Below are 22,305 nucleotides of genomic sequence, written 5' to 3'. Positions count from 1 at the left end.
TATCCGATATATCCACTTAGTCTCTTTTTCCATCTTTTCCAGTTTTCACTTCAACTTCACCATCACCTATTTTTAGGATATTGCCACCAAGATTTAAATCTCCCTTGCTCAGGCCCAAGTTTTTTGCACCTTCTATAACTTTTGCAACATCAACTATGCAGCTATGTGAAAATTCAATATAGAAGGTCTTATTATCGATTTCTACATTTTCAACAGTCCCTTCTATAGTAGCGTTCTCTCCAACTTCCCTGAGCTTTTTGAGTAGATTATATATTTGTGGCTCAATTTCTTTTTGCACTTTTTCAGTTATTTTCTTATCAACTTGTACATTAAATTCTGCTCCATTTAAGGCTAACTTCCTGATTATATCTTCTTGTTTATTTCCTTTGAATTCATCACGATAAATCTTAAACATTGTAACGTTAGCGAAGCTAAAGCCATCTTCATTGGCAGCATTTATTCTTATTCCTAAGTCCAAAGCTTCATCGATAACTTTACTTAACTCGTTTATATTTTTAGCTGCAATAGCTTTTTCCAGGAATTCATTTAGTTTCATATTTTCATATTCACTTAGTCTTGTCCTGCATAAAGCTGATCGAAATGGATTGAGCTTCTCAGGATATGTTAAGACAGGTAATTTACTAATCTTTTTATTCGCTGTTGGAGCAGCTTTTATTAAATTAGGCAATAATCCTTCTTTTGCTATTCGCTCTACCGCTTTTAACATTTTACTAGACAATCTTTTACTATTTATTTTTTTCATTGTAACTCTCACTTAATCTAATTACTATTCGATCATATCGTGATAAATATTATTTAATTGTTAATATTATACGACTTATTAATTTACTGTATATTATAATAACAAGTTTTACGGGCATTTACACTAGAAAAACACATCTTGTAAAAATTATTTCAATTTCAATCAAAGTTGGGTATTATGATTGTAAAACTGAAAGAAATGGATCTCTTGTCTTACTCCACTGAAAAGTTGAAGAAGCATTGTCAGCTACTTGATAATGAAGAAAAAATAATTCTATATGAGCAGCTGCTAGACAAGGCTAAAGACATACTTGAAAATTCAAGAGATAATGTTTCTGAACTGAAAAAGATCAGTAAAGCTGCTTTAGCAATAGAGGAAACTACCGATAAGCAGTTACTAGAAAAGTTTAATGATGACCACCCGCTAAGAGAATTGGATATTCTGATCTATTCTCCTCAAGGAAACACTGACGTAGCAAACTATTTATTCAGTATAGATAACTCATCAGAGCTTTATGATTTAAAAAAAGATAAGGATAAAGCTCTTTATAATGCAGTTAAGTCAAATGATGTTGAGCTCATAAAAAAGCTGCTCATGATTCTTGTACCTGAAAAAGTAAGTAATTTTGATACGAAATATTTGGAAGAATTAAAAATATCGTTATCAGGAATTCACAAAGAATTGCAATTATCACAAGATATGAAAAATTATCTTGTGAAGACGATAAAGTTCTATAGTTTTTTATGTAGTAATTTTAGCTTATTAGTTGCAAATCCTACTGATGTAAAAGCTATGATCAATCTGTTTGCTACCCAACCAAATATTGATTACCAAATAGATAAGCTTCTGCTTTCTTTTATTGTGAAAGATGTTGAGGAAAAAAAGCTAAACTCTGAAATTAGTCATATGATAGAACTTCTTGAGCAACACGAAAGATTTGCTGAGCTCGAATACAAGGTTAGAAGATTAAGATCAGAGTTTGCAAGTGGCAAAAGCAGATACTCGGCTGAAGTAATACGAAATAGCATTGCAGAACGAGAAAAAGAGATGAGGGAAATTGAGAAAAAATACGTAAGGCCAAACGATTTAATTAGCGAGAGGCAGAAATTATTAAAGCAATTACTTTGCTAGCTTTTTCATAAAATTTGTTGTAAATTTGAATAAGAGGTGAAAAGTGCAATTAGGTAAAAAAATAAAACAACTTAGGTTAGATCGTGCTTTGACACAGACCGAATTGGGAAAGAGAATAGGTGTTTCGTATAGACAGATACAAAAGTACGAAAATGGTTCAAATTGTGTTTTGGCCAGTAGATTATATGATTTAGCAAAAGCACTATCGATAGATGTTGCTAACTTTTTTACTGATATGCACACTGACTCACATGAAGCTTATGATGAAGAAATACTAAAGTTAGTCAAAGGATATAATGAAATTAAAGGCAAAAGGTTACGTAGTGTAGTTTATACATTGGTAAAATCTTTTTCTCAAAGTTATAATGAAAGTTAGTACTACTTTAATATACAAGTTAAGGTATTAATAAGTGATTGTGCAAGATAAACAACATCCTATTGATAAACAAATAGGTGAAAGAATAAGGAAAAGAAGGCTAATGTGTGGTTTTAGTCAAAGAGACTTAGGAAAAAAGCTTGAAATTTCATTCCAGCATGTACAAGGATATGAAAGCGGAGAGATTAGGCTTGTAGTTGATAGGTTATATAAATTAGCAGAAGTACTATCGGTTGATATGTCGTATTTTTTTACCAAAGCCTCTGAAGACTTACATGATAAGGCCTTCCATAGCGATGTAGGCAGCGAAGAAATATCAAGGCTAGTGAGGGAATATAGAAAAATTGAGGATGAAACTCTGCGTGACATTGTTCATTTAGTGATTAAGGCTCTTGCTAATACAGGCTTTAAAGCATAAATTCTCTCCTTGAGTCGTTGAAGAAAACTTAAACTTTCATTTTCTTCATCATTTTGCTTTTCTTTCACTTTGATGCGTGTAGTTATACCCTACACAAAGTATAATGTTTTAAAATAAAAACCTGCACCATGAAATATTGAGATTTAGAATATTAACTTATAAAGTCTTTTCGGCAGTTTTAGCGAGGGTTTATTAGCAAGGATGTTGGAGGTTAGCAATGACTATATCTGAAGGTGTAATACAGCGTATAAGGCATAATGATAAGAACGCGATAGGGGGATGATTTTTTGGTCAAGGTGGCTGTGCACCATCCAGCTAAGTTTGATAGCTTAGAAGTAACAAAATTTTTAGTAAATAATAAAGGTGTAAGTTTTAACGCTAAAACTAATGACGAAAACAAGCCTATTCATATTGCAGCTGATTTTTGAAATATCGATATTGTAAAATTTTCTCTTAATAAGGGAGTAGAAGTTGGTACAAAAGGTAAAAACAATTGGACTCCTTTGCATTATGCTACCAATAAAGGATATCTAGGAATTGTAAAGCTTCTAATAGAAAAGCAACAACAAGAATCATTTATTAATAATTCTAATATTAATAATTCTAAAACTACAGATCAGTCTACTATGCTGCCAAGGAAGGCCATTTACCATCTGTAGAATTTCTCATAGAATATAATGCACCCCATAAACTAGACCAAAAAAAAAATGGTTGATCCGAGTAGGAAAGTAAAGGGGTAAAAGTATGGCAACAAAAAAATATGAACCAGAGTTAAAAGCAAAGATAGCTTTGGAAGCAATAAAAAATCAAAGAAGCACAGCTGAGATATGTAGTGAATATAAAATACCATCAACAAATCTATATGATTGGCGTGATAGAGTATTGGCAAGGTTAAAAGACCTATTTGTTGAAGAAAGTGAAAGTGCGAGAAAACAAAGAATCTTAGCGCAAGAAATAGAAAGTTTACATAAAGTAATAGGAGAATTGACAGTGGAAAATAGTTATTTGAAAAAAAAATTACTGAAATAAGCAAAAAAGATAGAGTAAGATTTATAGAAAAAGATTCTGATCTGTCAATTAGGAAACAGGCTGATTTACTGGGGATTTGCAGATCTAGCCTATATTATAGGCCTATAATTAATAACGAAAGTGAAATTTGATTCAAGAAGTATATTTGGCTTCTGATTGCCGTTATGGATATCGTAAAATTACTGCTGAGATCATAGCGAGTGGAGTAGTAGTCAATCACAAAAAAATCTTAAGAATTATGAAAAAAATGAAGATTAGTGGGCTGTATTGTAGAAAAAGATGTAATACAAGTATTAAAGAAAAAAAGCATAAAATATATCCTTATTTACTCAAAGATTTGATTATTTGTAGAGTTAATCAGGTATGGGCTACTGATATAACATATATTATGGTAGAAGGTAAGTTTGTCTATTTTGTGGCAATAATGGACTTGTATAGTCGCTATATTATTGCTCATTCATTATCACCATATCTCGATGCTGGATTTTGCCTTTATACTCTCAAAGAAGCTCTAAAACAAGGTAAACCTGAGATTTTTAATAGTGATCAAGGGGTGCAGTTTACTAGCTACAACTTTATTATGGAATTAGAGCGTGCTAATATTAAAATCAGTATGGACCATAAAGGACGTTGCTTCGACAATATATTTGTTGAGCGCTTATGGAGAACTTTAAAGCAAGAAGCTATATATTATTATAGACCAAATAGTATCAGAGATTTGAATCTTATAATAAACGATTTTGTTGCTTGGTATAACTATAGAAGGCGACATCAGACTCTACATTATAAAGTTCCTGCTGATCTCTATTATCATAAACAGTAAATGAATATATTCATAAATACTTTAAATATGTGTCGACGTATTTATCAACATATTCATTTTAAAAATCGGATCACTTTGAAAAAAATGGTCTAGACAAATGGGTGCATTATAATGTATAACAATGTTACAAAAAATAATATCATAGAATTCAGTAGGATAATTCCTAGAAAACCCCTACATACTAAAAAAAGCAAAATGCTGTTAAAATGAGCTTAAGAATAAATAGCAAACATCTAACATAACAATTCTATTTGTAAATCAGGTGAGGCTTATCCTATAGAAAGCTTTCGAACTACGCAAGCGTATCTTTTGCCTTTAGTATTTCTTTATTGTTTAAGATAACTGTCTGAGCTCCTCTGCCTTAGCATTATATCTCCACTTTCTGCAAGTTATTCCATTAAGTAGTAAAAATATTAGACTTGCCGCAAAACTAAGAAAAAAAGACCAAAGATAGAGCAGATTGAACTTACAGTAAAAATAGAACAAAAAAACTCCAACAATAAATTATACAAACTTCATCAGGTTAACTTTAACTTAAGAAAACATAAATCAAATTTTCTTGCTCAAAGACCTTGCTTTTTCTCCAACCTTACTCAAACGTACTCTAGCTTAATGCATAATTTTACCCATAAACAACCTTATCTTTGGTACTTTTATTAGTTACAAGTCATCTAGAAAACCCAGATGCTCTACGAAGCCCACCAATCAATATCAGATCCTGCTCTTGTCCTACAGCATTTAATATAGCGTATAACAAAACCATCGCATCTCCCCCAGTAATACGCTTGCATCCTCCACAAAATTCGTATTCACTTAACTGTCGATTTGCCTCCACCCTTTTTCGTTCAACTTGTTCTGCGGTGTTAGCATACTTCAACTCTATTCCAATTGGATGAGTATCATCATTTTCCGCAGATTTTGATAATACTAGGTCTATTTTCCTTCCTCTCTGTAGCTGGAACTCAATAATTACCTTGGCAGGATTATCGCAACTTTGAAATATCCCACGCAACAAAGCCTGAAATTTAGCTTCATTGTTCACGAGTAGACGGTTTCCATTTAATAACGGAGACAACAGACGAGAAATCTCATTAAATAAAACTTCATACCTAGCCCTGTACTCACCATTAACATTACCATCATTACCAAAATTAGGCTCAGCACTCATCAACTGATCTGCAAGTTGATGTAAATTCCTAACATTACCCATTTGTTCTGAAAACCTTCCCTCGAAATAACCTTCACTATGAGAACGTGAGTAAGCACGTAGTGATTCGAATTTCTTTGCAGAAGCCACTTCCAGATGACCCTGGACATCTACTTCACAAAGTACTTGACGCACCTTAGCATCATCTGTGGCTTGAGGCAGTAACGACAGGTTCAATGCTTTGTCTGGTAAAGTCTGCCACTTTAAACGACGAAAAATGTGAAGCACAACAAAACCAATATTTGATAAAAATAGAGCTAAAGTTAACGCATGGCTTACAATATCTGCTGCATCTCCCCTACCACCTGTACGTTTCATTTTCTCTCCCTGAGAGTGGTTAAATAGATACTTGGTAACCCTTACCTCCCGCCCATCATTTGTTTCTAAGTCCCTCCTTGTAGATAAAACATTTCCAAAAACAAACGATGACGTACAGGAAAAAGTGTTACAATGAGGCGATTGAGTGAACTCTGATGCTATGGGTTGTAAAAAACGTTTTACATTTCCCCTAACTCCATTTCCATGAGGATGTAGTAAACCCGGTATTAAGGAAAGACCACCTTCTGAAAAGACCTGCACAGAAGTTCGGAGACCAGCACCTCCACGTAATTGAAAATTTAACGCTACACAAACAGCACTTGGTGATGAGGTATGAATAGGCAAAGACGAAACAGAACAACTTTTAGCATAATCTTTAGCTTGCTCTAATCCTTCCTCATCACCAACCTTCAACTCAATTATAATTGGAACCGAATCATTTGTCTGATCAACACCACGAACAAGCAAAACAACATCTGCATAACCTTTTCCTATAAGTAGCTCTGGGTAGAAATCAGCCACAGCTCGGTATCTAAAATTTACTAAAAACCCACACAGAAAACCGTGGTAATCAGACTCTGCACGAAACACTAAGCTATCTTCATGTTCATCATGGATATCAATAACATATTCCAAAATTCTTTTAACATTAGTACGCACTTCTCCTGTATCATCATTTGCCAACTCACTCATCAGGTCTAACAATTCACCTTGTTCTCTGATTGGGTTAATTTCATGAAAAATTGGAGCTCCAGGTTCATCACGTTGAGGAAATCTATCTATTTCATGAATAAACCTACATTCTTCTCCAAACCGAAATATTTTATACTCTTCCCAATCCAGATCCTTATCTTCCTGTAATTCTTGTGGAAGATTCTCTTCTACCTGCTGCTTCTCTTCTGCACTAAACCTTGACCCAGGGCTGTTCTCATTATCAGCAACAGTATAACACCTGACTATTCTTCTATTTTCTTTATTAGTGAGAACAGCAACTTTTAGATTTCCATAATTGTCAAAACGAAAATAGACTCTTTCATCTTCAACTAATATACCTGCATCATGTGCAGTAGAAAACATACCAAAAAAGAATGTAGGAAAAAAGCCAGGCTTATTAGCCGAATGCAAAAAAGATGGACAGTTGTTTAAAAAACCTACAAATTGTCTACTAAACTCATCACAACCTCCACTTAATAAAGCCCTAACTAATTCACGATCTTCATTATTACCATGCATAAATACTCCTATTTGTTAACAACTGCAGCAGGCGAAATACTAACATTAGTACCCACTAACGTAGATTGAGGACCTTCAGTGCTAGCAGAGAATAAATTCAAATTTCTCGCTGACTTACACAACTCTTCTATTAAATTGCAGGAGCTAGTTGCATCTATCATCTTAGAATTCCTTGTTTTATCTAAACTATTTGCTATCCTCTCTTTTAATGATTTAAAGCTTTTGTCTGAACAACAATCTTTAGCAAACTTTAAAATACTCAAGACCAAATCAACTTTTTCACCATCGCCAGCACTTTGAGTATCCTTGCTGTTCTCCTGATCTACAATCAAATTTGAAATTGCATTTTCCATTGCAACAAAAGCAATCCTATCTTTAAAAGGATCGACAACATTTATTTTATTTTGGTTAAATACACTAGATTCCCAAAGACTGCTAATAGCTGACCTTGCTTCATTCCTGTTATCCAAGTCATAATCTTTAGAAACTACAACAAATGAAAGCGATGAGAGAAGATGTGCATATCCTCTAGGTGAAAGCATTTTCTCTACTTCAGATCTTGAACATCCCTCGCTCAAGTACTGGATAACATACTTAGTTGTGCAAAGAAAACCGTGCTCTACTAAGTAACTAAGAGGACGATAGATCACACCCCTATCTTTCTTATTCGGTAGCCCAAGTAGTGACTTATGATCTACTTTTGCGCTTATGACTTTACCTAGAAGGGAACTTAAGGTAGAAGCAAGTTTATAGCTAGATTGCAATGGAGATAATTTTGCAATAGCAGAAACTAGCAATTTTTCTCTCTCTTCTTTCACTAATTTTTCTTCAGAACACAGACGATTATAGAAGTGTTCCACTCCCTTACTCCACTTGAAATCTACAGCCTTATTAAATCCATCTTCTGCTTCTATATTTTCTCTAAGGTTACCTGATTCTTGATCAATCCAGAAAGGCTTTGTTGCATAGCTAGTGTTGGTTGAGGTTATTGTAAGAAGAAAAGCTTTTTAATATATGGCTACTAACGAATTTTGTTGTAAAATAGGCATTTTTCAAACAAGTACAACTTATGCCACAAAAAATGAGAGTAAGTAACCAAAGAGAATATAACGAGTTTCTCAAAAAAAGAGGAAATGTTTTTCATTTTGTTAATCAAGCCATAGAAAATTGGTATGAAAATAGTCCAAAAGTTGCAGGTGGCAATAACACTTATAGTGATAAAGTTGTAATTTTAATACACATAATAGTTCATCTTTTTAGAATTGGCTTGAGACAAGCTGTAGGTTTTGTAAAAGGTTATATGGTACAAATAGGCAAAAAACTTAAGATTATCAGCTATACACAAGCTTCCAGAAGATTTAAAAAGCTTAATTTGAAGATTGATGACCATAGAAGCAATAAAGATGATCTGGAAAATGTTGAAATTGCCGTAGATAGCACTAGAGTTAGTATCTACAATAATAACGGTGGGCATAGTAAGCTTAATATTCGAAAAAGAAAATACAGTGGTTATGGTCAAGTAAGAAAATTACATGTTGTTTTAAACATAAATGATAAGAAAGCAATAAGCATGAACTACACTAGTGGTGTTGCTGTAGACTATTTGCCGGTCTGCGATATGTTAGAAGAAGTCAGTGATAAATATAACATTTGTTCTATTCGAGCAGATGCGGCTTATGATATAAAAAGTGTGTATAAAGAATGCAGAAAATACAATATTGTGCCTATTATTCGCCCTAGGAAGGATACTAAAATTTGTTTAGCTGACTACTTATCAGAAAGAAACAAGTATATTAGTAGAATTAGGTCATATGAGAATTATGAAGATGGTATTAATGAATGGAAGAAAAAAGTTAAGTATGGAGCACGGTCTTATATTGAAGTCTTTTTCTATAGGTTGAAGCAAATATTTGGGTTTGGCTTGAAAAATAAATCAGAGGTAAATCGTGAAAAAGAGCTGTTAATTAAGTGCTACTTATTGAACAAATTTACTGATATAGGTATGGCTGAATTTAAATTAGCTGCGTAAATTCACTGTGATTTACATGCCTATCAGTGCTATGCAACAAAGCCATCCAGAAATTGAAAACAGGATCACGTCTTCCCATGGAACTTAACAATTCAACTCTTGCAAGCTTATCACTGCAAGCTAAATTCCTATCTTCCTCACATGCACCTTTATGAGATAAGTCAGATCTAAAAGACTCTAACGCCTTGTCAAATAATTGCTTAATTTCACTCTCTACACACTCAATACATGCTATTTTATATATAGCAAATGGATTCAACACACCTGATTTAGCTAATTCTCCTACCAATTTAGCAACATCTAGTGTCGCACCTGACCAACAAGATTCATCACGAAACGCATTACATAAGAGGTCCGATTGCTCAACGGTTAGACCCTCTACTGTTACAGGGTGAGCCTTGACCCATTCCTCAATAGCTGAAGTTCTATCACCTTTAACAACATCCTTCAGCTTACTTATTACTTTGCTAGAGATAATCTCTTTATTTTTTTTAGGATCAGAACTGAGACGAGATCTTTTGCTTGGGCCTGCATTACCCTTCAAATCTTCCGTTCCACGTTTAGTTTTACTTTTTGGCATCTAATTACCTCAAAATCAAATATTCAATGAAGGTATTATACAAGCATTAGAATAATATATAAATCGAAAAATTAGTGTGCACCTAAATTTAAGCAGTAATTATAGACCTGCTGCAAAAGAGGAGATATTAAAGAGAGATGTAGCAAGAGGGAATGAGCTTAAATTATCAAATTAACGTTATTCTACTTTACCTCACTAGCATTTTCCTTACCTTGAGCCTTACTATTACTCACAAATATAAACGTTCGTTACATAGCTCTTAATATGTCTAAAGAGACGAAATTTCCCGAATTATTTATAATGAACCCTTACGATCACATTCTGGGGACGTACATCAGAAAACTTTTATATTATTAGTTTTGTAGTAAAATTATATGAGTACATCGTATCTATTAAATCAGAAGCTTTATGGATTACAGATTGAGAGCTTATTTGTTTGGGGTTATAAGCCTAATCGATTGGCAGATACATATCTAGCAGATGCTTATGAACAATTATTGAAATGTAAAATAAAGGAGGTGAAAGAAAATGACAACAGTAAGCTTATATGCAAGAGTTTCATCAAGACAACAAGCACAGGAGAATACGATAGAGAGTCAGATTGTAGAATTGGAGCGTCGCATTAGTAGCGATGGACATGAGTTATTAGATGAGCATAAGTTTGTCGATAATGGTTATAGTGGATCAAATTTAGAACGTCCTGGCTTAGAAAATTTACGTGATAGAGTAGCAGAAGGTAAGATTGATAAGATATATATTCATTCACCTGATCGGCTATCACGTAAATTTTCATATCAAATGATCTTACTCGAAGAGTTTAAAAAGGCTGGATCTGAAATAGTATTTTTGAATCATAAGTTTGATGATAATCCGGATTCCCATTTATTTCTACAGATTCAGGGAGCAATAGCAGAGTATGAACGTGCAAAGATTATGGAACGAAACCGTAGAGGTAAACTTCATGCGGCCAAAGCTGGGTGTATAAGTGTGATGGGTAGGGCGCCTTACGGTTATCGCTACATAGCAAAACATGTAGGTGAAGGAAGTGCTCAATTTGAGGTTGATGAAGAAGAGGCAAATATAGTGCGTAAAATATTTAGTCGGGTTGGCCAAGAAAGAGCAAGTATAGGAGAAGTTGTACATGAACTGAATAAGATACCGGTAATAACACGAACAGGAAAAAGGTATTGGAAAAGGAGCACTATTTGGAACATGTTAAAAAATCCTGCTTATATAGGACAAGCAGCTTATGGTAAAACTAGGACATGCTCAAAACCACAAGTAAAAAAATCAAAAAAAGGAACTTGTGGTAAACTTAAAAGTGGTCGCTTTAATAGTGATAAAGAGAATTGGACTTATATTCCAGTACCAAAAATAATCAATGAGCATTTATTTGATTCAGTGCAGGCACAACTAACTGAAAATAGGCAAAGAGCAAGAGTACGACAAAGAAGAGAAACATATTTATTGCAAGGTTTAATGGTATGTCAACGTTGTCAATATACTTATTGTGGTACAAACCACGTTCATAAAAAGTCGACATATTATTACTATCGTTGCTCTGGTACAAACTCTAGCAAATTCAATGGCAATAAAATCTGCGATAATAAATCAATACGCACTGATATATTAGATGGAGTTATATGGGAAGAAGTCAAGAGTATCTTGAAAGAGCCAGATAGGATTGCAAATGAATATCAACGTAGATTATCAGAGAACAAAAAACCTTTACATAATCAAACACGTGAAAAGCAAGAAAGTAAGTTAAGATTAAGTATCAAAAAATTTATTGATAGCTATGCTAAAGGGTTTATAAGCCAAGAAGAATTTGAACCAAGAATCACAACAATGAAACAGCATTTGAAAGAAATTGAAGAAGAGAAAGAAAGAACGCTTGATCAAAAAAAACTACAACAAGAATTGAGCCTTGTTACAGATAGCTTGAAAAACTTTTCCTCAAGTGTTGAATCAAAGCTTGATCAAGTGGATTGGCAGACTAAGCAAAATATTATTAGAATGTTAATTCATCAAATTGAAATCAATCACAATCACTTGTATATAGTATTTCGCATAAAAAGTCTTGCAAATTTTGATCAAAATAGCCATAATAGAATTATGCAATGTTGTACTAGCAGTCAAAGCAACAAGGACAACATTGCAAATTTAGAGTTCAAAAGGGTTATTCCTCGAGAACTACTGCGTCAGAAAGCTGGCGTTGAATTTGTATATAATGTTGACCTTGGAGGTTTTTATGAATAATAGTGAGAGAAAAGAAAAATTGGAAACTCGTATTCTATCAAGCAGAGGCAGGTCTTTATTGGATCACGAGCTACTAGAACGTACTCTGTCTGGATATGCAGAAGGAAGAGAAGTGGCAAAAAGGCTAATTGAGCTCTTTAGTAGTTTAGGAAGGGTAATTAATGCTGATTTTCATGAGCTAAAAAACGTTACAGGAATGAATGATGGAGCAATAGCAAATATCTTTTGTCTGAAAGAGATTTTTGATAGGATACTGAAAGGTAAGTTAAAAAAATTGTCAATTCTTGATAATAGAGAAGAGCTACTAAAATACTTTAAAGCAGCAATAGGGCAGTCACGAAAGGAAAGCTTACGAGTGGTATACTTAGATCGAAGTGGTCATTTAATATATGAGTATATTCAAGACTGTGGAACTATAGACAGAGTACCTCTGTATGTGAGGGAAATAATAAAACAGGGATTACTGATTGATGCAGCATCTGTTGCAATTTCACATAATCATCCAAGTGGAGATATAGAACCATCAAAAGAGGATGAGGATAATACACCTACGACAATGTTGCAAATTTTTATTTTCCTTTCCATTATGTCCAGAAGAGTTCGGTAGCTCTTTTACGCGAAATACCACATTTACGTCCTCAAGGTTAATTTCAATTCTCTTGACCAATGTTCTGATAATATCACGTTTAGTTAACCAGTCTGCGTTATCAAGGTTTAACGTAATATTGGAAGAAAAGTCTTCTAAATTGGCCACAACCAGAGTTACCTCCTGTTCTAATTCCTTTTGATAAAATATCTTTTTCTTCTCTTCTTTAATTGTTTTTAAGCTTTGTTTCATTGCTTTAATTCGTGGTTCAAATTCCTCTTGATTGATATATTCTTGAGCATAACTATCGATAAGTCTAGCAATACCACGTTTTAATTTATTTTCTTGTTTCTCTAGCAGGTCACTTTTTTGATCCAATGATGATTTTTTTAGTTCTGAAAGCCTACGCTTGTATTCTTCTAAAATCCTGTTTGGATTTTTCAATAACTGCTTAACCTCTTCCCACACAGCTGTTTCTAATGCATCTGAGCGAATGGGTTTATTGTCACAAATCTTATTACCACCAAAACGGTAAGAATCTTTACCACTACAACGGTAATATGCATAATGACCACCTTCTTCTTCTCGTCTACTTCTCATGCAAGTTCCGTAACATCCGTAATTACAACGCTTACATATGACTAAACCTTGTAGTAAGTACTTTGCTCCTCTTTTTCTTGTCCTTGCTACTTTTCTATTTTCAGCTAATTGTTCTTGAACAATATCAAATATATCTTCATCTACTATATTTGGCACTTTAATATAAATCCAATTTGCTTTTTCAACAGGATAGACAGAGTGGTTACTTTTTGGCTGCTCACAAGAGCCTTTCTGTGGTCTTACTTGCTTTAATCTTACTCCTAACCTTCTTCTACCAAAAGCTGCTTGTCCTTTGTAAGCAGGGTTTTTCAACATACTCCAAATTGTACCTTTATTCCAGCGTTCTTTTCCTTTTTGTGTCTTAATGGACATAGTATTTAGCCGACGACATACTTCCCCAATACTTGTTCTTTCTCTGCCTATCCACAAAAATACTTTACGAACGACATCAGCTTCTTTTTCGTTAATCTCAAATAAAGCTTGTCCTCCTCCCATATGCTTATCTATATAACGATAACCATAAGGAGCTCCTCCCATTACATTTACATAGCCTTTGTTAGCTGCATAGATTTTACCACGACGACTTCGTTCCATAATTTTCGCACGTTCATATTCTGCTATCATACCTTGCATTTGTAACAGTAATTGAGATTCTGGGTGGCTTTGTTGCATAGCACTGATAGGCATGTAAATCACAGTGAATTTACGCAGCTAATTTAAATTCAGCCATACCTATATCAGTAAATTTGTTCAATAAGTAGCACTTAATTAACAGCTCTTTTTCACGATTTACCTCTGATTTATTTTTCAAGCCAAACCCAAATATTTGCTTCAACCTATAGAAAAAGACTTCAATATAAGACCGTGCTCCATACTTAACTTTTTTCTTCCATTCATTAATACCATCTTCATAATTCTCATATGACCTAATTCTACTAATATACTTGTTTCTTTCTGATAAGTAGTCAGCTAAACAAATTTTAGTATCCTTCCTAGGGCGAATAATAGGCACAATATTGTATTTTCTGCATTCTTTATACACACTTTTTATATCATAAGCCGCATCTGCTCGAATAGAACAAATGTTATATTTATCACTGACTTCTTCTAACATATCGCAGACCGGCAAATAGTCTACAGCAACACCACTAGTGTAGTTCATGCTTATTGCTTTCTTATCATTTATGTTTAAAACAACATGTAATTTTCTTACTTGACCATAACCACTGTATTTTCTTTTTCGAATATTAAGCTTACTATGCCCACCGTTATTATTGTAGATACTAACTCTAGTGCTATCTACGGCAATTTCAACATTTTCCAGATCATCTTTATTGCTTCTATGGTCATCAATCTTCAAATTAAGCTTTTTAAATCTTCTGGAAGCTTGTGTATAGCTGATAATCTTAAGTTTTTTGCCTATTTGTACCATATAACCTTTTACAAAACCTACAGCTTGTCTCAAGCCAATTCTAAAAAGATGAACTATTATGTGTATTAAAATTACAACTTTATCACTATAAGTGTTATTGCCACCTGCAACTTTTGGACTATTTTCATACCAATTTTCTATGGCTTGATTAACAAAATGAAAAACATTTCCTCTTTTTTTGAGAAACTCGTTATATTCTCTTTGGTTACTTACTCTCATTTTTTGTGGCATAAGTTGTACTTGTTTGAAAAATGCCTATTTTACAACAAAATTCGTTAGTAGCCATATATTAAAAAGCTTTTCTTCTTACAATAACCTCAACCAACACTAGCTATGCAACAAAGCCATTCTGGGTTACCGTTAATCTCATAATTTAAAAAAACCACTTTTGCTCCTGCTTTTTCAAATTCTTCAATCAGCACCATTTGATATGCATATTTTCTAGATAAACGATCAGGAGAATGAATGTAAATCTTATCAATTTTACCTTCTGTTACTTTATCACGTAATTTTTCTAAATCAGGGCGGACTAAATGAGATCCACTGTAGCCGTTATCAATAAATTTATACTCACTTAACAATCTGTATCCGTCCAGATTAATTTGCTTCTCTAAAGCTGCAATTTGACTTTCTATCGTATTTCCTTCTACTTGTTTCCCCGAAGAAACTCTCGCATATAAACATACTGTTACCATTTGACCCTCCTTGAATCCCATTTTTATGTTTTAAGTTTTTTTGACTTATTTCCTTTGACACTACCTTTTCATAAGCATCTGATAAGCATTGTTCTGCTAACCGATTAGGTTCATAGCTACAGCTAATTTGGATAGCTAATCTCTTGTTTCTCATGACTTTTCCTTGAAATAATATGTTCATATCATTCCTTAAAGCCGATGGTTAATTGATTATTAGCGCTATAAGTAAATCGGACTCTTGGTTCTGGACACAGAAGTTTTCGAGAAATGGTTTTCTCTAGTTTTATTTTTATGTTTTTTGCAACATTGTCGGTAGTGTAAAAGCACTATTATCAGACACATCAACGTAATTCCTTTCACCTTCTTTTCCAATTCTAACTTCAACCTTACTATTTCCTATTTCTATAACATCACCTCCTAATTTTACCTCTCCTGTGGTTAATCCTAAATTTTTTGTACCTTCCAATATTCTTGCAATATTTACCTTACTACTCTCAGAAAATTTCATAAAAAACGTCTGATTATCCATTTCCACGTCTTCTATGATTCCTTCATTTTCAATAGCACTTTCACCGATTTCTCTCAGTTCTTTAAGCCACTCATCTATCTGTGGACGAACCTCTTGATAGAGTTTGTTATGCATCTCACTTATTCCCTTATCCTGCAAGGCTTTGTTGCATAGCTAGTGTTGGTTGAGGTTATTGTAAGAAGAAAAGCTTTTTAATATATGGCTACTAACGAATTTTGTTGTAAAATAGGCATTTTTCAAACAAGTACAACTTATGCCACAAAAAATGAGAGTAAGTAACCAAAGAGAATATAACGAGTTTCTCAAAAAAAGAGGAAATGTTTTTCATTTTGTTAATCAAGCCATAGAAAATTGGTATGAAAATAGTCCAAAAGTTGCAGGTGGCAATAACACTTATAGTGATAAAGTTGTAATTTTAATACACATAATAGTTCATCTTTTTAGAATTGGCTTGAGACAAGCTGTAGGTTTTGTAAAAGGTTATATGGTACAAATAGGCAAAAAACTTAAGATTATCAGCTATACACAAGCTTCCAGAAGATTTAAAAAGCTTAATTTGAAGATTGATGACCATAGAAGCAATAAAGATGATCTGGAAAATGTTGAAATTGCCGTAGATAGCACTAGAGTTAGTATCTACAATAATAACGGTGGGCATAGTAAGCTTAATATTCGAAAAAGAAAATACAGTGGTTATGGTCAAGTAAGAAAATTACATGTTGTTTTAAACATAAATGATAAGAAAGCAATAAGCATGAACTACACTAGTGGTGTTGCTGTAGACTATTTGCCGGTCTGCGATATGTTAGAAGAAGTCAGTGATAAATATAACATTTGTTCTATTCGAGCAGATGCGGCTTATGATATAAAAAGTGTGTATAAAGAATGCAGAAAATACAATATTGTGCCTATTATTCGCCCTAGGAAGGATACTAAAATTTGTTTAGCTGACTACTTATCAGAAAGAAACAAGTATATTAGTAGAATTAGGTCATATGAGAATTATGAAGATGGTATTAATGAATGGAAGAAAAAAGTTAAGTATGGAGCACGGTCTTATATTGAAGTCTTTTTCTATAGGTTGAAGCAAATATTTGGGTTTGGCTTGAAAAATAAATCAGAGGTAAATCGTGAAAAAGAGCTGTTAATTAAGTGCTACTTATTGAACAAATTTACTGATATAGGTATGGCTGAATTTAAATTAGCTGCGTAAATTCACTGTGATTTACATGCCTATCAGTGCTATGCAACAAAGCCATCCTGCAATAGATCGTAACTGAATATTGCTCCATTTAGCATCAATTCACATATTATGTCTTCCTTCTCATTTTTTTTGCATTTGATCAAAGGCATTTTCGATATTACTGTATCAGCAAAACTCTTCTGCCCTTCGCTATACGCATTTATCCTGATTCCAGCACTTAGTGCTTGGTCTATAGTCTTGTTCAGTTCTTCTACGCTTTTTGCCTTTACTACTCTACTTTTAAACCATCTTAATTCTGCATTTTCACTTGCACTTGGCTCTATCTTGCTTAAGGCTGGAATAAACGGATTTTGACGATTTGAAGATTTTTTGTTATAAACCTCACGTCCTTCTCCAAGATTGATTGATTTTTCAGAAACATCGCTAGGGGAAGGCACACCTTCAGGCTTCTCAAACCTGCTTTTATCATCAAATATTTTCGGATCAGTCTCATCTACAAGTATAAGCTGCTGATTTTTTTTGCTAGTACGCCTAATAGCACTATATAGTCCTTTTGGTAATTTTTTAGAATCAATGATTAACTCATAAGTATTTCCATCCATATCATCAAATGATACTGTTTTTTTAGTAGTCATATACCCTCCTATATTAAGCATATTATTCAAGTCTATAGAGCAATTTATTGCTTTACGATTAACTTAATACGCAAATTATAAAAAGATCTTGTATATTCTGCAACTATTTATAATAAAAGAATAGCTTTTTCAGGACTTTTATTCTTTAACTACAACTTAATATACAAACTATACAAAGATCTTTTATATTTTGTAATTCTCCAATACAGATTCTTGACTAAGTCTTTTTGCTACTTGATTTTATATTTCATTGTGTAGCCAAACTTCTCAAGCAATTGAAATTTGGTTTATAACAGCTCTCTTTCCTTAAAACTGCAATATCCTTTGTCTGTCATAATAATGTGATCCTCTAGTTCAATTCCCACTCCTTGACATGCTGATACTAATTCTCTAGTCATTACTTTATCATCTTCTGATGGTTCTAAACTCCCTCCTGGATGGTTATGAGCTAATATTATTGACGCTGCTTCCATTGATAACGCCTTTTTTACCACTTTCCTTTCAGATAAGTGTACTTCATCTATTGTACCAAAATACACTTCATCTCTTATCAAACGGTTCTGCTTATCCAAATATATTATCAGGACAGCTTCTTTTGCTGAAAAGCCTATGTTTACCCTTACATACTCTATCAGCTTTTCTTGGCTATCCATTACAGGGCCTCTTTTTAACCCTTCTCTGAGTGCTCTTTTATAAGCTTCTTTAACACATTCAATTGCTGCAGCTGCATGTTCGGTCATTCCTTCTATCATTTTCAGATCATCGATTTCTCGTCCTAAAATTTCTCCTATTCCTGGGCAGTTATCCATTAGAGTTTTAGTAACATCTTGTGCTTGCTTTCTGTCGTGAACTGCTCCTAGAAGCACTGACACTATCTCACGATCAAATAGAGCACTTCCTCCTCCACTCTGTAATACTCTCTCTATTTCTTCTGTAAGTTTTTTACCATTATTCATAAAATATACTCCTCGTTAATAACAAATTGTTTTTAATTATTTACTGCTGTTTTTTATCAGCATTGGCATAAAGCCATAGCTTCCGAGTGAAGTCAAATCAATTTTTCAATCTTTTTTACTTATTTTTTTATGAATAGGTTAAAATCTTAATAGATATTTATTTTTATCTAATTGAAAATTAATTCTTCATGTAAAAAAAATTGTTATTAATCAATTATTTTAGAAATAGCATCAGTAGAAAAACCTAACTGAAGTAAATTATTTGCAACTTTCATTTCCTCTATTTTATTAATCTTCTCTTTGTAAATTTGCTTTCTTTGCAAGAAAAATTCTACCCATATATTTAGCTCATCTCGTGATTCTTGGTTGTCAATTTTTCTATATTCTCTTGCCAAACTTAATAATTCATTTTCTCCTTCACAATCACTTTCTTTGTATTCCTTTATTAGATCTTCAGCATCTACTGACAATTCTTTTGCTATTTCCCATAACCTTTCACTTAAAATGGTGACACTACCTTGTTCATAGTGATGTATCTGTGAGGGTCCTATATTAAGCTTTTTTGCCAATTCTTCTTGTGTATATCCTCTTCCATTTTTTTATCTCTTGTCCTCCGTTTTGGCTTGTACAGCCGATATTCTCTCTATCAGCATATTCTTCAATTGGTAAGCCTGTTGCTCGATAGATAATGTCATTATCAAACCCTGCTTTAACTAGATTCTTTGCAATTTTTATTCTTGCTGCTTTTATATTACTTTCTTCCTCAGCTCGGATAGATTTGGTTAATGCATAAATTGCTTTGTGTCCTCCTGTTTTTTCTATAAAATTAGACATTTCCTGGGTCTTAGCTTTGTCGAAACAACTACTTTCTTTTAGTACTTTTCGTCTAGGAAAGAGATTTCCAACAGGAATTGATAATGCCCCTGCTAATATTTTTAACTTTTCAATTGGAATGCCACATGTTCCTTGTTCATATCTTAGCAGTGTATGATAGTTTATGTTTGCTTTGCCTGCTAAGTTTTTCAGGGTATATTTTCTTTTTAACCTCCAGCTCCTTACTTTTTGCGCTATTTGGTACCTTATGGAAACAGTAGTATGCTTTGCCATACAGAAATAGATATTATACAGGTTAATACTACCAAATAAAGATATACAAAATGTTTGCATTTTAGTTGAATATTTCTTCACAACTGTGTATAATTATTAATGCTTTTTATCTTACTTTCTCATGGCTCTTTCGAAGTTTCTCGATCCCAAGAATGATATATCGTTCAAGCGCATCTTTGGTACTGAAAAAAATAAGGACATTCTTATTCACTTCCTTAATGATATCCTTGGCTTCACCGGCAAAAGTACAATAAGGGATATAGAGTTCTTAAGTACTATTCAAGACCCTGATATTGCTTCTAAAAAACAAAGCATTGTTGATGTTCTTTGTAGGGATGAAAATGGGCTGCAAGTCATAGTCGAAATGCAGGTCGCTAAAACTAAGGGCTTTGAAAAACGTGCTCAATACTATGCTGCTAAAGCCTATTCAAGACAGGCTGATAAAGGCGATCAATATCATGACCTTAAGGAAATTATCTTTATTGCTATAGCAGACTGTATTTTATTTCCTGATAAGTCTGAGTACAAATCAAAGCATACTATTCGCGATGAAGATACTAATGAGCATGATCTAAAAGATTTTTACTTTATATTTATTGAGTTACCTAAATTTCCAAAAACCAAAGAAGATCAGCTTTCAAGTATAGTTGAAAAATGGGTCTACTTCTTTAGATATGCAGATGAAACTAGTGAAGAAGAGCTAGAGAGAATAATAGGAAGTGATCTAATAATTGAAAGAGCATATGAAGAACTAAATAGGTTCAACTGGTCAGAAAAAGAATTTATAGCCTACGAACAAGAGATCAAACGTATTCGTGATGAACAGGCTGTCCTTGCTCAAAAGCTCGATGATGCTAAACATGAAGGCATCCAAATTGGAGAAGAGAAGGGCAAGAAAGAAGGCATCCAAATCGGCCATGAAAAAGGTAGAGCTGAAGGTAAGGAAGAGGGTATAGCAGAGGGTGAACAACAGACTAAAATAGCTGTGGCCAAAAACTCACTCAAGGCCGGTGTCTCTATAGATGTTATCGCTCAAATTACCGGTCTCTCTCATTCTGAAATTTTACAACTCAAGGAAAAAACATAATTATTCACTTCAACATTTATGAAAACCTTCTCTAAGTTCGACATATCACCTAATTAAGAATGGCTTTGTTGCATAGCTAGTGTTGGTTGAGGTTATTGTAAGAAGAAAAGCTTTTTAATATATGGCTACTAACGAATTTTGTTGTAAAATAGGCATTTTTCAAACAAGTACAACTTATGCCACAAAAAATGAGAGTAAGTAACCAAAGAGAATATAACGAGTTTCTCAAAAAAAGAGGAAATGTTTTTCATTTTGTTAATCAAGCCATAGAAAATTGGTATGAAAATAGTCCAAAAGTTGCAGGTGGCAATAACACTTATAGTGATAAAGTTGTAATTTTAATACACATAATAGTTCATCTTTTTAGAATTGGCTTGAGACAAGCTGTAGGTTTTGTAAAAGGTTATATGGTACAAATAGGCAAAAAACTTAAGATTATCAGCTATACACAAGCTTCCAGAAGATTTAAAAAGCTTAATTTGAAGATTGATGACCATAGAAGCAATAAAGATGATCTGGAAAATGTTGAAATTGCCGTAGATAGCACTAGAGTTAGTATCTACAATAATAACGGTGGGCATAGTAAGCTTAATATTCGAAAAAGAAAATACAGTGGTTATGGTCAAGTAAGAAAATTACATGTTGTTTTAAACATAAATGATAAGAAAGCAATAAGCATGAACTACACTAGTGGTGTTGCTGTAGACTATTTGCCGGTCTGCGATATGTTAGAAGAAGTCAGTGATAAATATAACATTTGTTCTATTCGAGCAGATGCGGCTTATGATATAAAAAGTGTGTATAAAGAATGCAGAAAATACAATATTGTGCCTATTATTCGCCCTAGGAAGGATACTAAAATTTGTTTAGCTGACTACTTATCAGAAAGAAACAAGTATATTAGTAGAATTAGGTCATATGAGAATTATGAAGATGGTATTAATGAATGGAAGAAAAAAGTTAAGTATGGAGCACGGTCTTATATTGAAGTCTTTTTCTATAGGTTGAAGCAAATATTTGGGTTTGGCTTGAAAAATAAATCAGAGGTAAATCGTGAAAAAGAGCTGTTAATTAAGTGCTACTTATTGAACAAATTTACTGATATAGGTATGGCTGAATTTAAATTAGCTGCGTAAATTCACTGTGATTTACATGCCTATCAGTGCTATGCAACAAAGCCATTAAGAATCTGGTGAACTATCTAAAACAGCTATGAAGATTGCACAAAGAATTATATAAATTACTATCATAACGTTACCCAAACTTCTATATCAAAACTACGTGCTGTAAGTTCAATATGGAAAATAC

23 protein-coding genes and 1 pseudogene are annotated in these 22,305 nt (G+C 33.3%); 12 read left to right on the top strand and 12 right to left on the bottom strand.

The window, feature by feature from the left end; genetic code table 11:
* Nucleotides 1–16: 16 nt before the first annotated feature.
* Nucleotides 17–763 carry a hypothetical protein gene (locus AAGE00_RS04660; RefSeq protein ID WP_341815161.1) on the bottom strand — a complete coding sequence of 249 codons (747 nt, stop codon included), beginning with the start codon at nucleotides 761–763 and terminating at the stop codon, nucleotides 17–19.
* A 177-nt stretch (nucleotides 764–940) separates the two neighbouring features.
* Here AAGE00_RS04660 and AAGE00_RS04655 point away from each other — a divergent pair, with 177 nt between their 5' ends.
* From AAGE00_RS04655 to AAGE00_RS04635, 6 genes and pseudogenes are all read left to right on the top strand, one after another.
* A complete protein-coding gene (locus AAGE00_RS04655) occupies nucleotides 941–1,894 on the top strand; it encodes a hypothetical protein (protein WP_341815160.1) in 954 nt (317 codons plus the stop codon).
* A 43-nt stretch (nucleotides 1,895–1,937) separates the two neighbouring features.
* The gene (locus AAGE00_RS04650; RefSeq protein WP_264685158.1) at nucleotides 1,938–2,270 is read left to right on the top strand and encodes a helix-turn-helix domain-containing protein; all 333 of its coding nucleotides are present in this window, start codon (nucleotides 1,938–1,940) and stop codon (nucleotides 2,268–2,270) included.
* 40 nt (nucleotides 2,271–2,310) lie between these two features.
* Complete coding sequence (locus tag AAGE00_RS04645) at nucleotides 2,311–2,688, top strand: helix-turn-helix transcriptional regulator (protein WP_341815159.1); 378 nt, start codon at nucleotides 2,311–2,313, stop codon at nucleotides 2,686–2,688.
* 296 nt (nucleotides 2,689–2,984) lie between these two features.
* On the top strand, nucleotides 2,985–3,116 hold the full coding sequence (locus AAGE00_RS04640) for an ankyrin repeat domain-containing protein (protein ID WP_007551899.1): 132 nt from the start codon (nucleotides 2,985–2,987) through the stop codon (nucleotides 3,114–3,116).
* Between the two features lie 3 nt (nucleotides 3,117–3,119).
* Nucleotides 3,120–3,347 (top strand): ankyrin repeat domain-containing protein, encoded by a 228-nt coding sequence (locus AAGE00_RS07955; protein WP_082246108.1) that lies wholly within the window; start codon nucleotides 3,120–3,122, stop codon nucleotides 3,345–3,347.
* Nucleotides 3,348–3,432: 85 nt separating this feature from the next.
* Nucleotides 3,433–4,540: pseudogene (locus AAGE00_RS04635) on the top strand (IS3 family transposase).
* 667 nt (nucleotides 4,541–5,207) lie between these two features.
* On the opposite strand, the gene AAGE00_RS04630 reads toward AAGE00_RS04635, so the two are convergent.
* Nucleotides 5,208–7,298, bottom strand: coding sequence for a hypothetical protein (locus AAGE00_RS04630; protein WP_341815158.1), 2,091 nt, complete (start codon nucleotides 7,296–7,298; stop codon nucleotides 5,208–5,210).
* A gap of 8 nt (nucleotides 7,299–7,306) precedes the next feature.
* Nucleotides 7,307–8,158 (bottom strand): hypothetical protein, encoded by an 852-nt coding sequence (locus AAGE00_RS04625; protein ID WP_341815157.1) that lies wholly within the window; start codon nucleotides 8,156–8,158, stop codon nucleotides 7,307–7,309.
* Nucleotides 8,159–8,367: 209 nt separating this feature from the next.
* Between AAGE00_RS04625 and AAGE00_RS04620 the strand changes: the two genes are divergently transcribed.
* Nucleotides 8,368–9,327: an IS5 family transposase gene (locus AAGE00_RS04620; protein WP_341815149.1), complete on the top strand. Its 960-nt coding sequence runs from the start codon at nucleotides 8,368–8,370 to the stop codon at nucleotides 9,325–9,327.
* Here the strand turns inward: AAGE00_RS04620 and AAGE00_RS04615 are convergent.
* Nucleotides 9,311–9,907 carry a hypothetical protein gene (locus AAGE00_RS04615; RefSeq protein ID WP_341815156.1) on the bottom strand — a complete coding sequence of 199 codons (597 nt, stop codon included), beginning with the start codon at nucleotides 9,905–9,907 and terminating at the stop codon, nucleotides 9,311–9,313. The genes AAGE00_RS04620 and AAGE00_RS04615 overlap by 17 nt on opposite strands.
* A gap of 528 nt (nucleotides 9,908–10,435) precedes the next feature.
* Here AAGE00_RS04615 and AAGE00_RS04610 point away from each other — a divergent pair.
* Together AAGE00_RS04610 and AAGE00_RS04605 are read left to right on the top strand one after the other, a co-directional pair.
* A complete protein-coding gene (locus AAGE00_RS04610) occupies nucleotides 10,436–12,166 on the top strand; it encodes a recombinase family protein (protein ID WP_341815180.1) in 1,731 nt (576 codons plus the stop codon).
* On the top strand, nucleotides 12,159–12,773 hold the full coding sequence (locus AAGE00_RS04605; protein WP_213863718.1) for a RadC family protein: 615 nt from the start codon (nucleotides 12,159–12,161) through the stop codon (nucleotides 12,771–12,773). The genes AAGE00_RS04610 and AAGE00_RS04605 overlap by 8 nt, the downstream gene beginning before the upstream one ends.
* Here the strand turns inward: AAGE00_RS04605 and AAGE00_RS04600 are convergent.
* The 4 genes from AAGE00_RS04600 to AAGE00_RS04585 form a co-directional block, all read right to left on the bottom strand.
* Nucleotides 12,690–14,024 (bottom strand): recombinase family protein, encoded by a 1,335-nt coding sequence (locus AAGE00_RS04600; RefSeq protein WP_341815179.1) that lies wholly within the window; start codon nucleotides 14,022–14,024, stop codon nucleotides 12,690–12,692. The two genes, AAGE00_RS04605 and AAGE00_RS04600, sit on opposite strands and share 84 nt — an antisense overlap.
* Nucleotides 14,025–14,055: 31 nt before the next feature.
* Nucleotides 14,056–15,015 (bottom strand): IS5 family transposase, encoded by a 960-nt coding sequence (locus AAGE00_RS04595; protein ID WP_341815149.1) that lies wholly within the window; start codon nucleotides 15,013–15,015, stop codon nucleotides 14,056–14,058.
* A gap of 86 nt (nucleotides 15,016–15,101) precedes the next feature.
* Entirely contained in the window at nucleotides 15,102–15,500 is a 399-nt protein-coding gene (locus AAGE00_RS04590; protein WP_341815178.1) for a recombinase family protein, read from the bottom strand.
* A 268-nt stretch (nucleotides 15,501–15,768) separates the two neighbouring features.
* Nucleotides 15,769–16,122, bottom strand: coding sequence for a hypothetical protein (locus AAGE00_RS04585; RefSeq protein ID WP_341815177.1), 354 nt, complete (start codon nucleotides 16,120–16,122; stop codon nucleotides 15,769–15,771).
* A gap of 139 nt (nucleotides 16,123–16,261) precedes the next feature.
* Between AAGE00_RS04585 and AAGE00_RS04580 the strand changes: the two genes are divergently transcribed.
* Nucleotides 16,262–17,221 (top strand): IS5 family transposase, encoded by a 960-nt coding sequence (locus AAGE00_RS04580; RefSeq protein WP_341815149.1) that lies wholly within the window; start codon nucleotides 16,262–16,264, stop codon nucleotides 17,219–17,221.
* Nucleotides 17,222–17,250: 29 nt separating this feature from the next.
* Here the strand turns inward: AAGE00_RS04580 and AAGE00_RS04575 are convergent, their stop codons facing one another.
* From AAGE00_RS04575 to AAGE00_RS04560, 4 genes are all read right to left on the bottom strand, one after another.
* Nucleotides 17,251–17,847, bottom strand: a complete 597-nt coding sequence (locus tag AAGE00_RS04575) for a hypothetical protein (RefSeq protein ID WP_341815176.1) — start codon at nucleotides 17,845–17,847, stop codon at nucleotides 17,251–17,253.
* A gap of 287 nt (nucleotides 17,848–18,134) precedes the next feature.
* Nucleotides 18,135–18,803 (bottom strand): RadC family protein, encoded by a 669-nt coding sequence (locus tag AAGE00_RS04570; RefSeq protein WP_265024777.1) that lies wholly within the window; start codon nucleotides 18,801–18,803, stop codon nucleotides 18,135–18,137.
* Between the two features lie 206 nt (nucleotides 18,804–19,009).
* Nucleotides 19,010–19,372 (bottom strand): helix-turn-helix domain-containing protein, encoded by a 363-nt coding sequence (locus AAGE00_RS04565; RefSeq protein ID WP_265032143.1) that lies wholly within the window; start codon nucleotides 19,370–19,372, stop codon nucleotides 19,010–19,012.
* Nucleotides 19,356–19,910 carry a helix-turn-helix domain-containing protein gene (locus AAGE00_RS04560; RefSeq protein ID WP_341815175.1) on the bottom strand — a complete coding sequence of 185 codons (555 nt, stop codon included), beginning with the start codon at nucleotides 19,908–19,910 and terminating at the stop codon, nucleotides 19,356–19,358. Before AAGE00_RS04560 ends, AAGE00_RS04565 begins: the two co-directional genes overlap by 17 nt.
* A gap of 121 nt (nucleotides 19,911–20,031) precedes the next feature.
* Here AAGE00_RS04560 and AAGE00_RS04555 point away from each other — a divergent pair, with 121 nt between their 5' ends.
* Nucleotides 20,032–20,997: an Rpn family recombination-promoting nuclease/putative transposase gene (locus tag AAGE00_RS04555; RefSeq protein ID WP_264706885.1), complete on the top strand. Its 966-nt coding sequence runs from the start codon at nucleotides 20,032–20,034 to the stop codon at nucleotides 20,995–20,997.
* 176 nt (nucleotides 20,998–21,173) lie between these two features.
* Nucleotides 21,174–22,133, top strand: a complete 960-nt coding sequence (locus AAGE00_RS04550) for an IS5 family transposase (protein WP_341815149.1) — start codon at nucleotides 21,174–21,176, stop codon at nucleotides 22,131–22,133.
* Nucleotides 22,134–22,305: the final 172 nt, after the last annotated feature.

The sequence above is a fragment of the Wolbachia endosymbiont (group B) of Aricia artaxerxes genome (genome assembly GCF_964026975.1).
In the GTDB taxonomy this organism is placed as follows: Bacteria; Pseudomonadota; Alphaproteobacteria; order Rickettsiales; family Anaplasmataceae; genus Wolbachia.
This window is presented reverse-complemented; position numbering and strand designations above follow the sequence as displayed.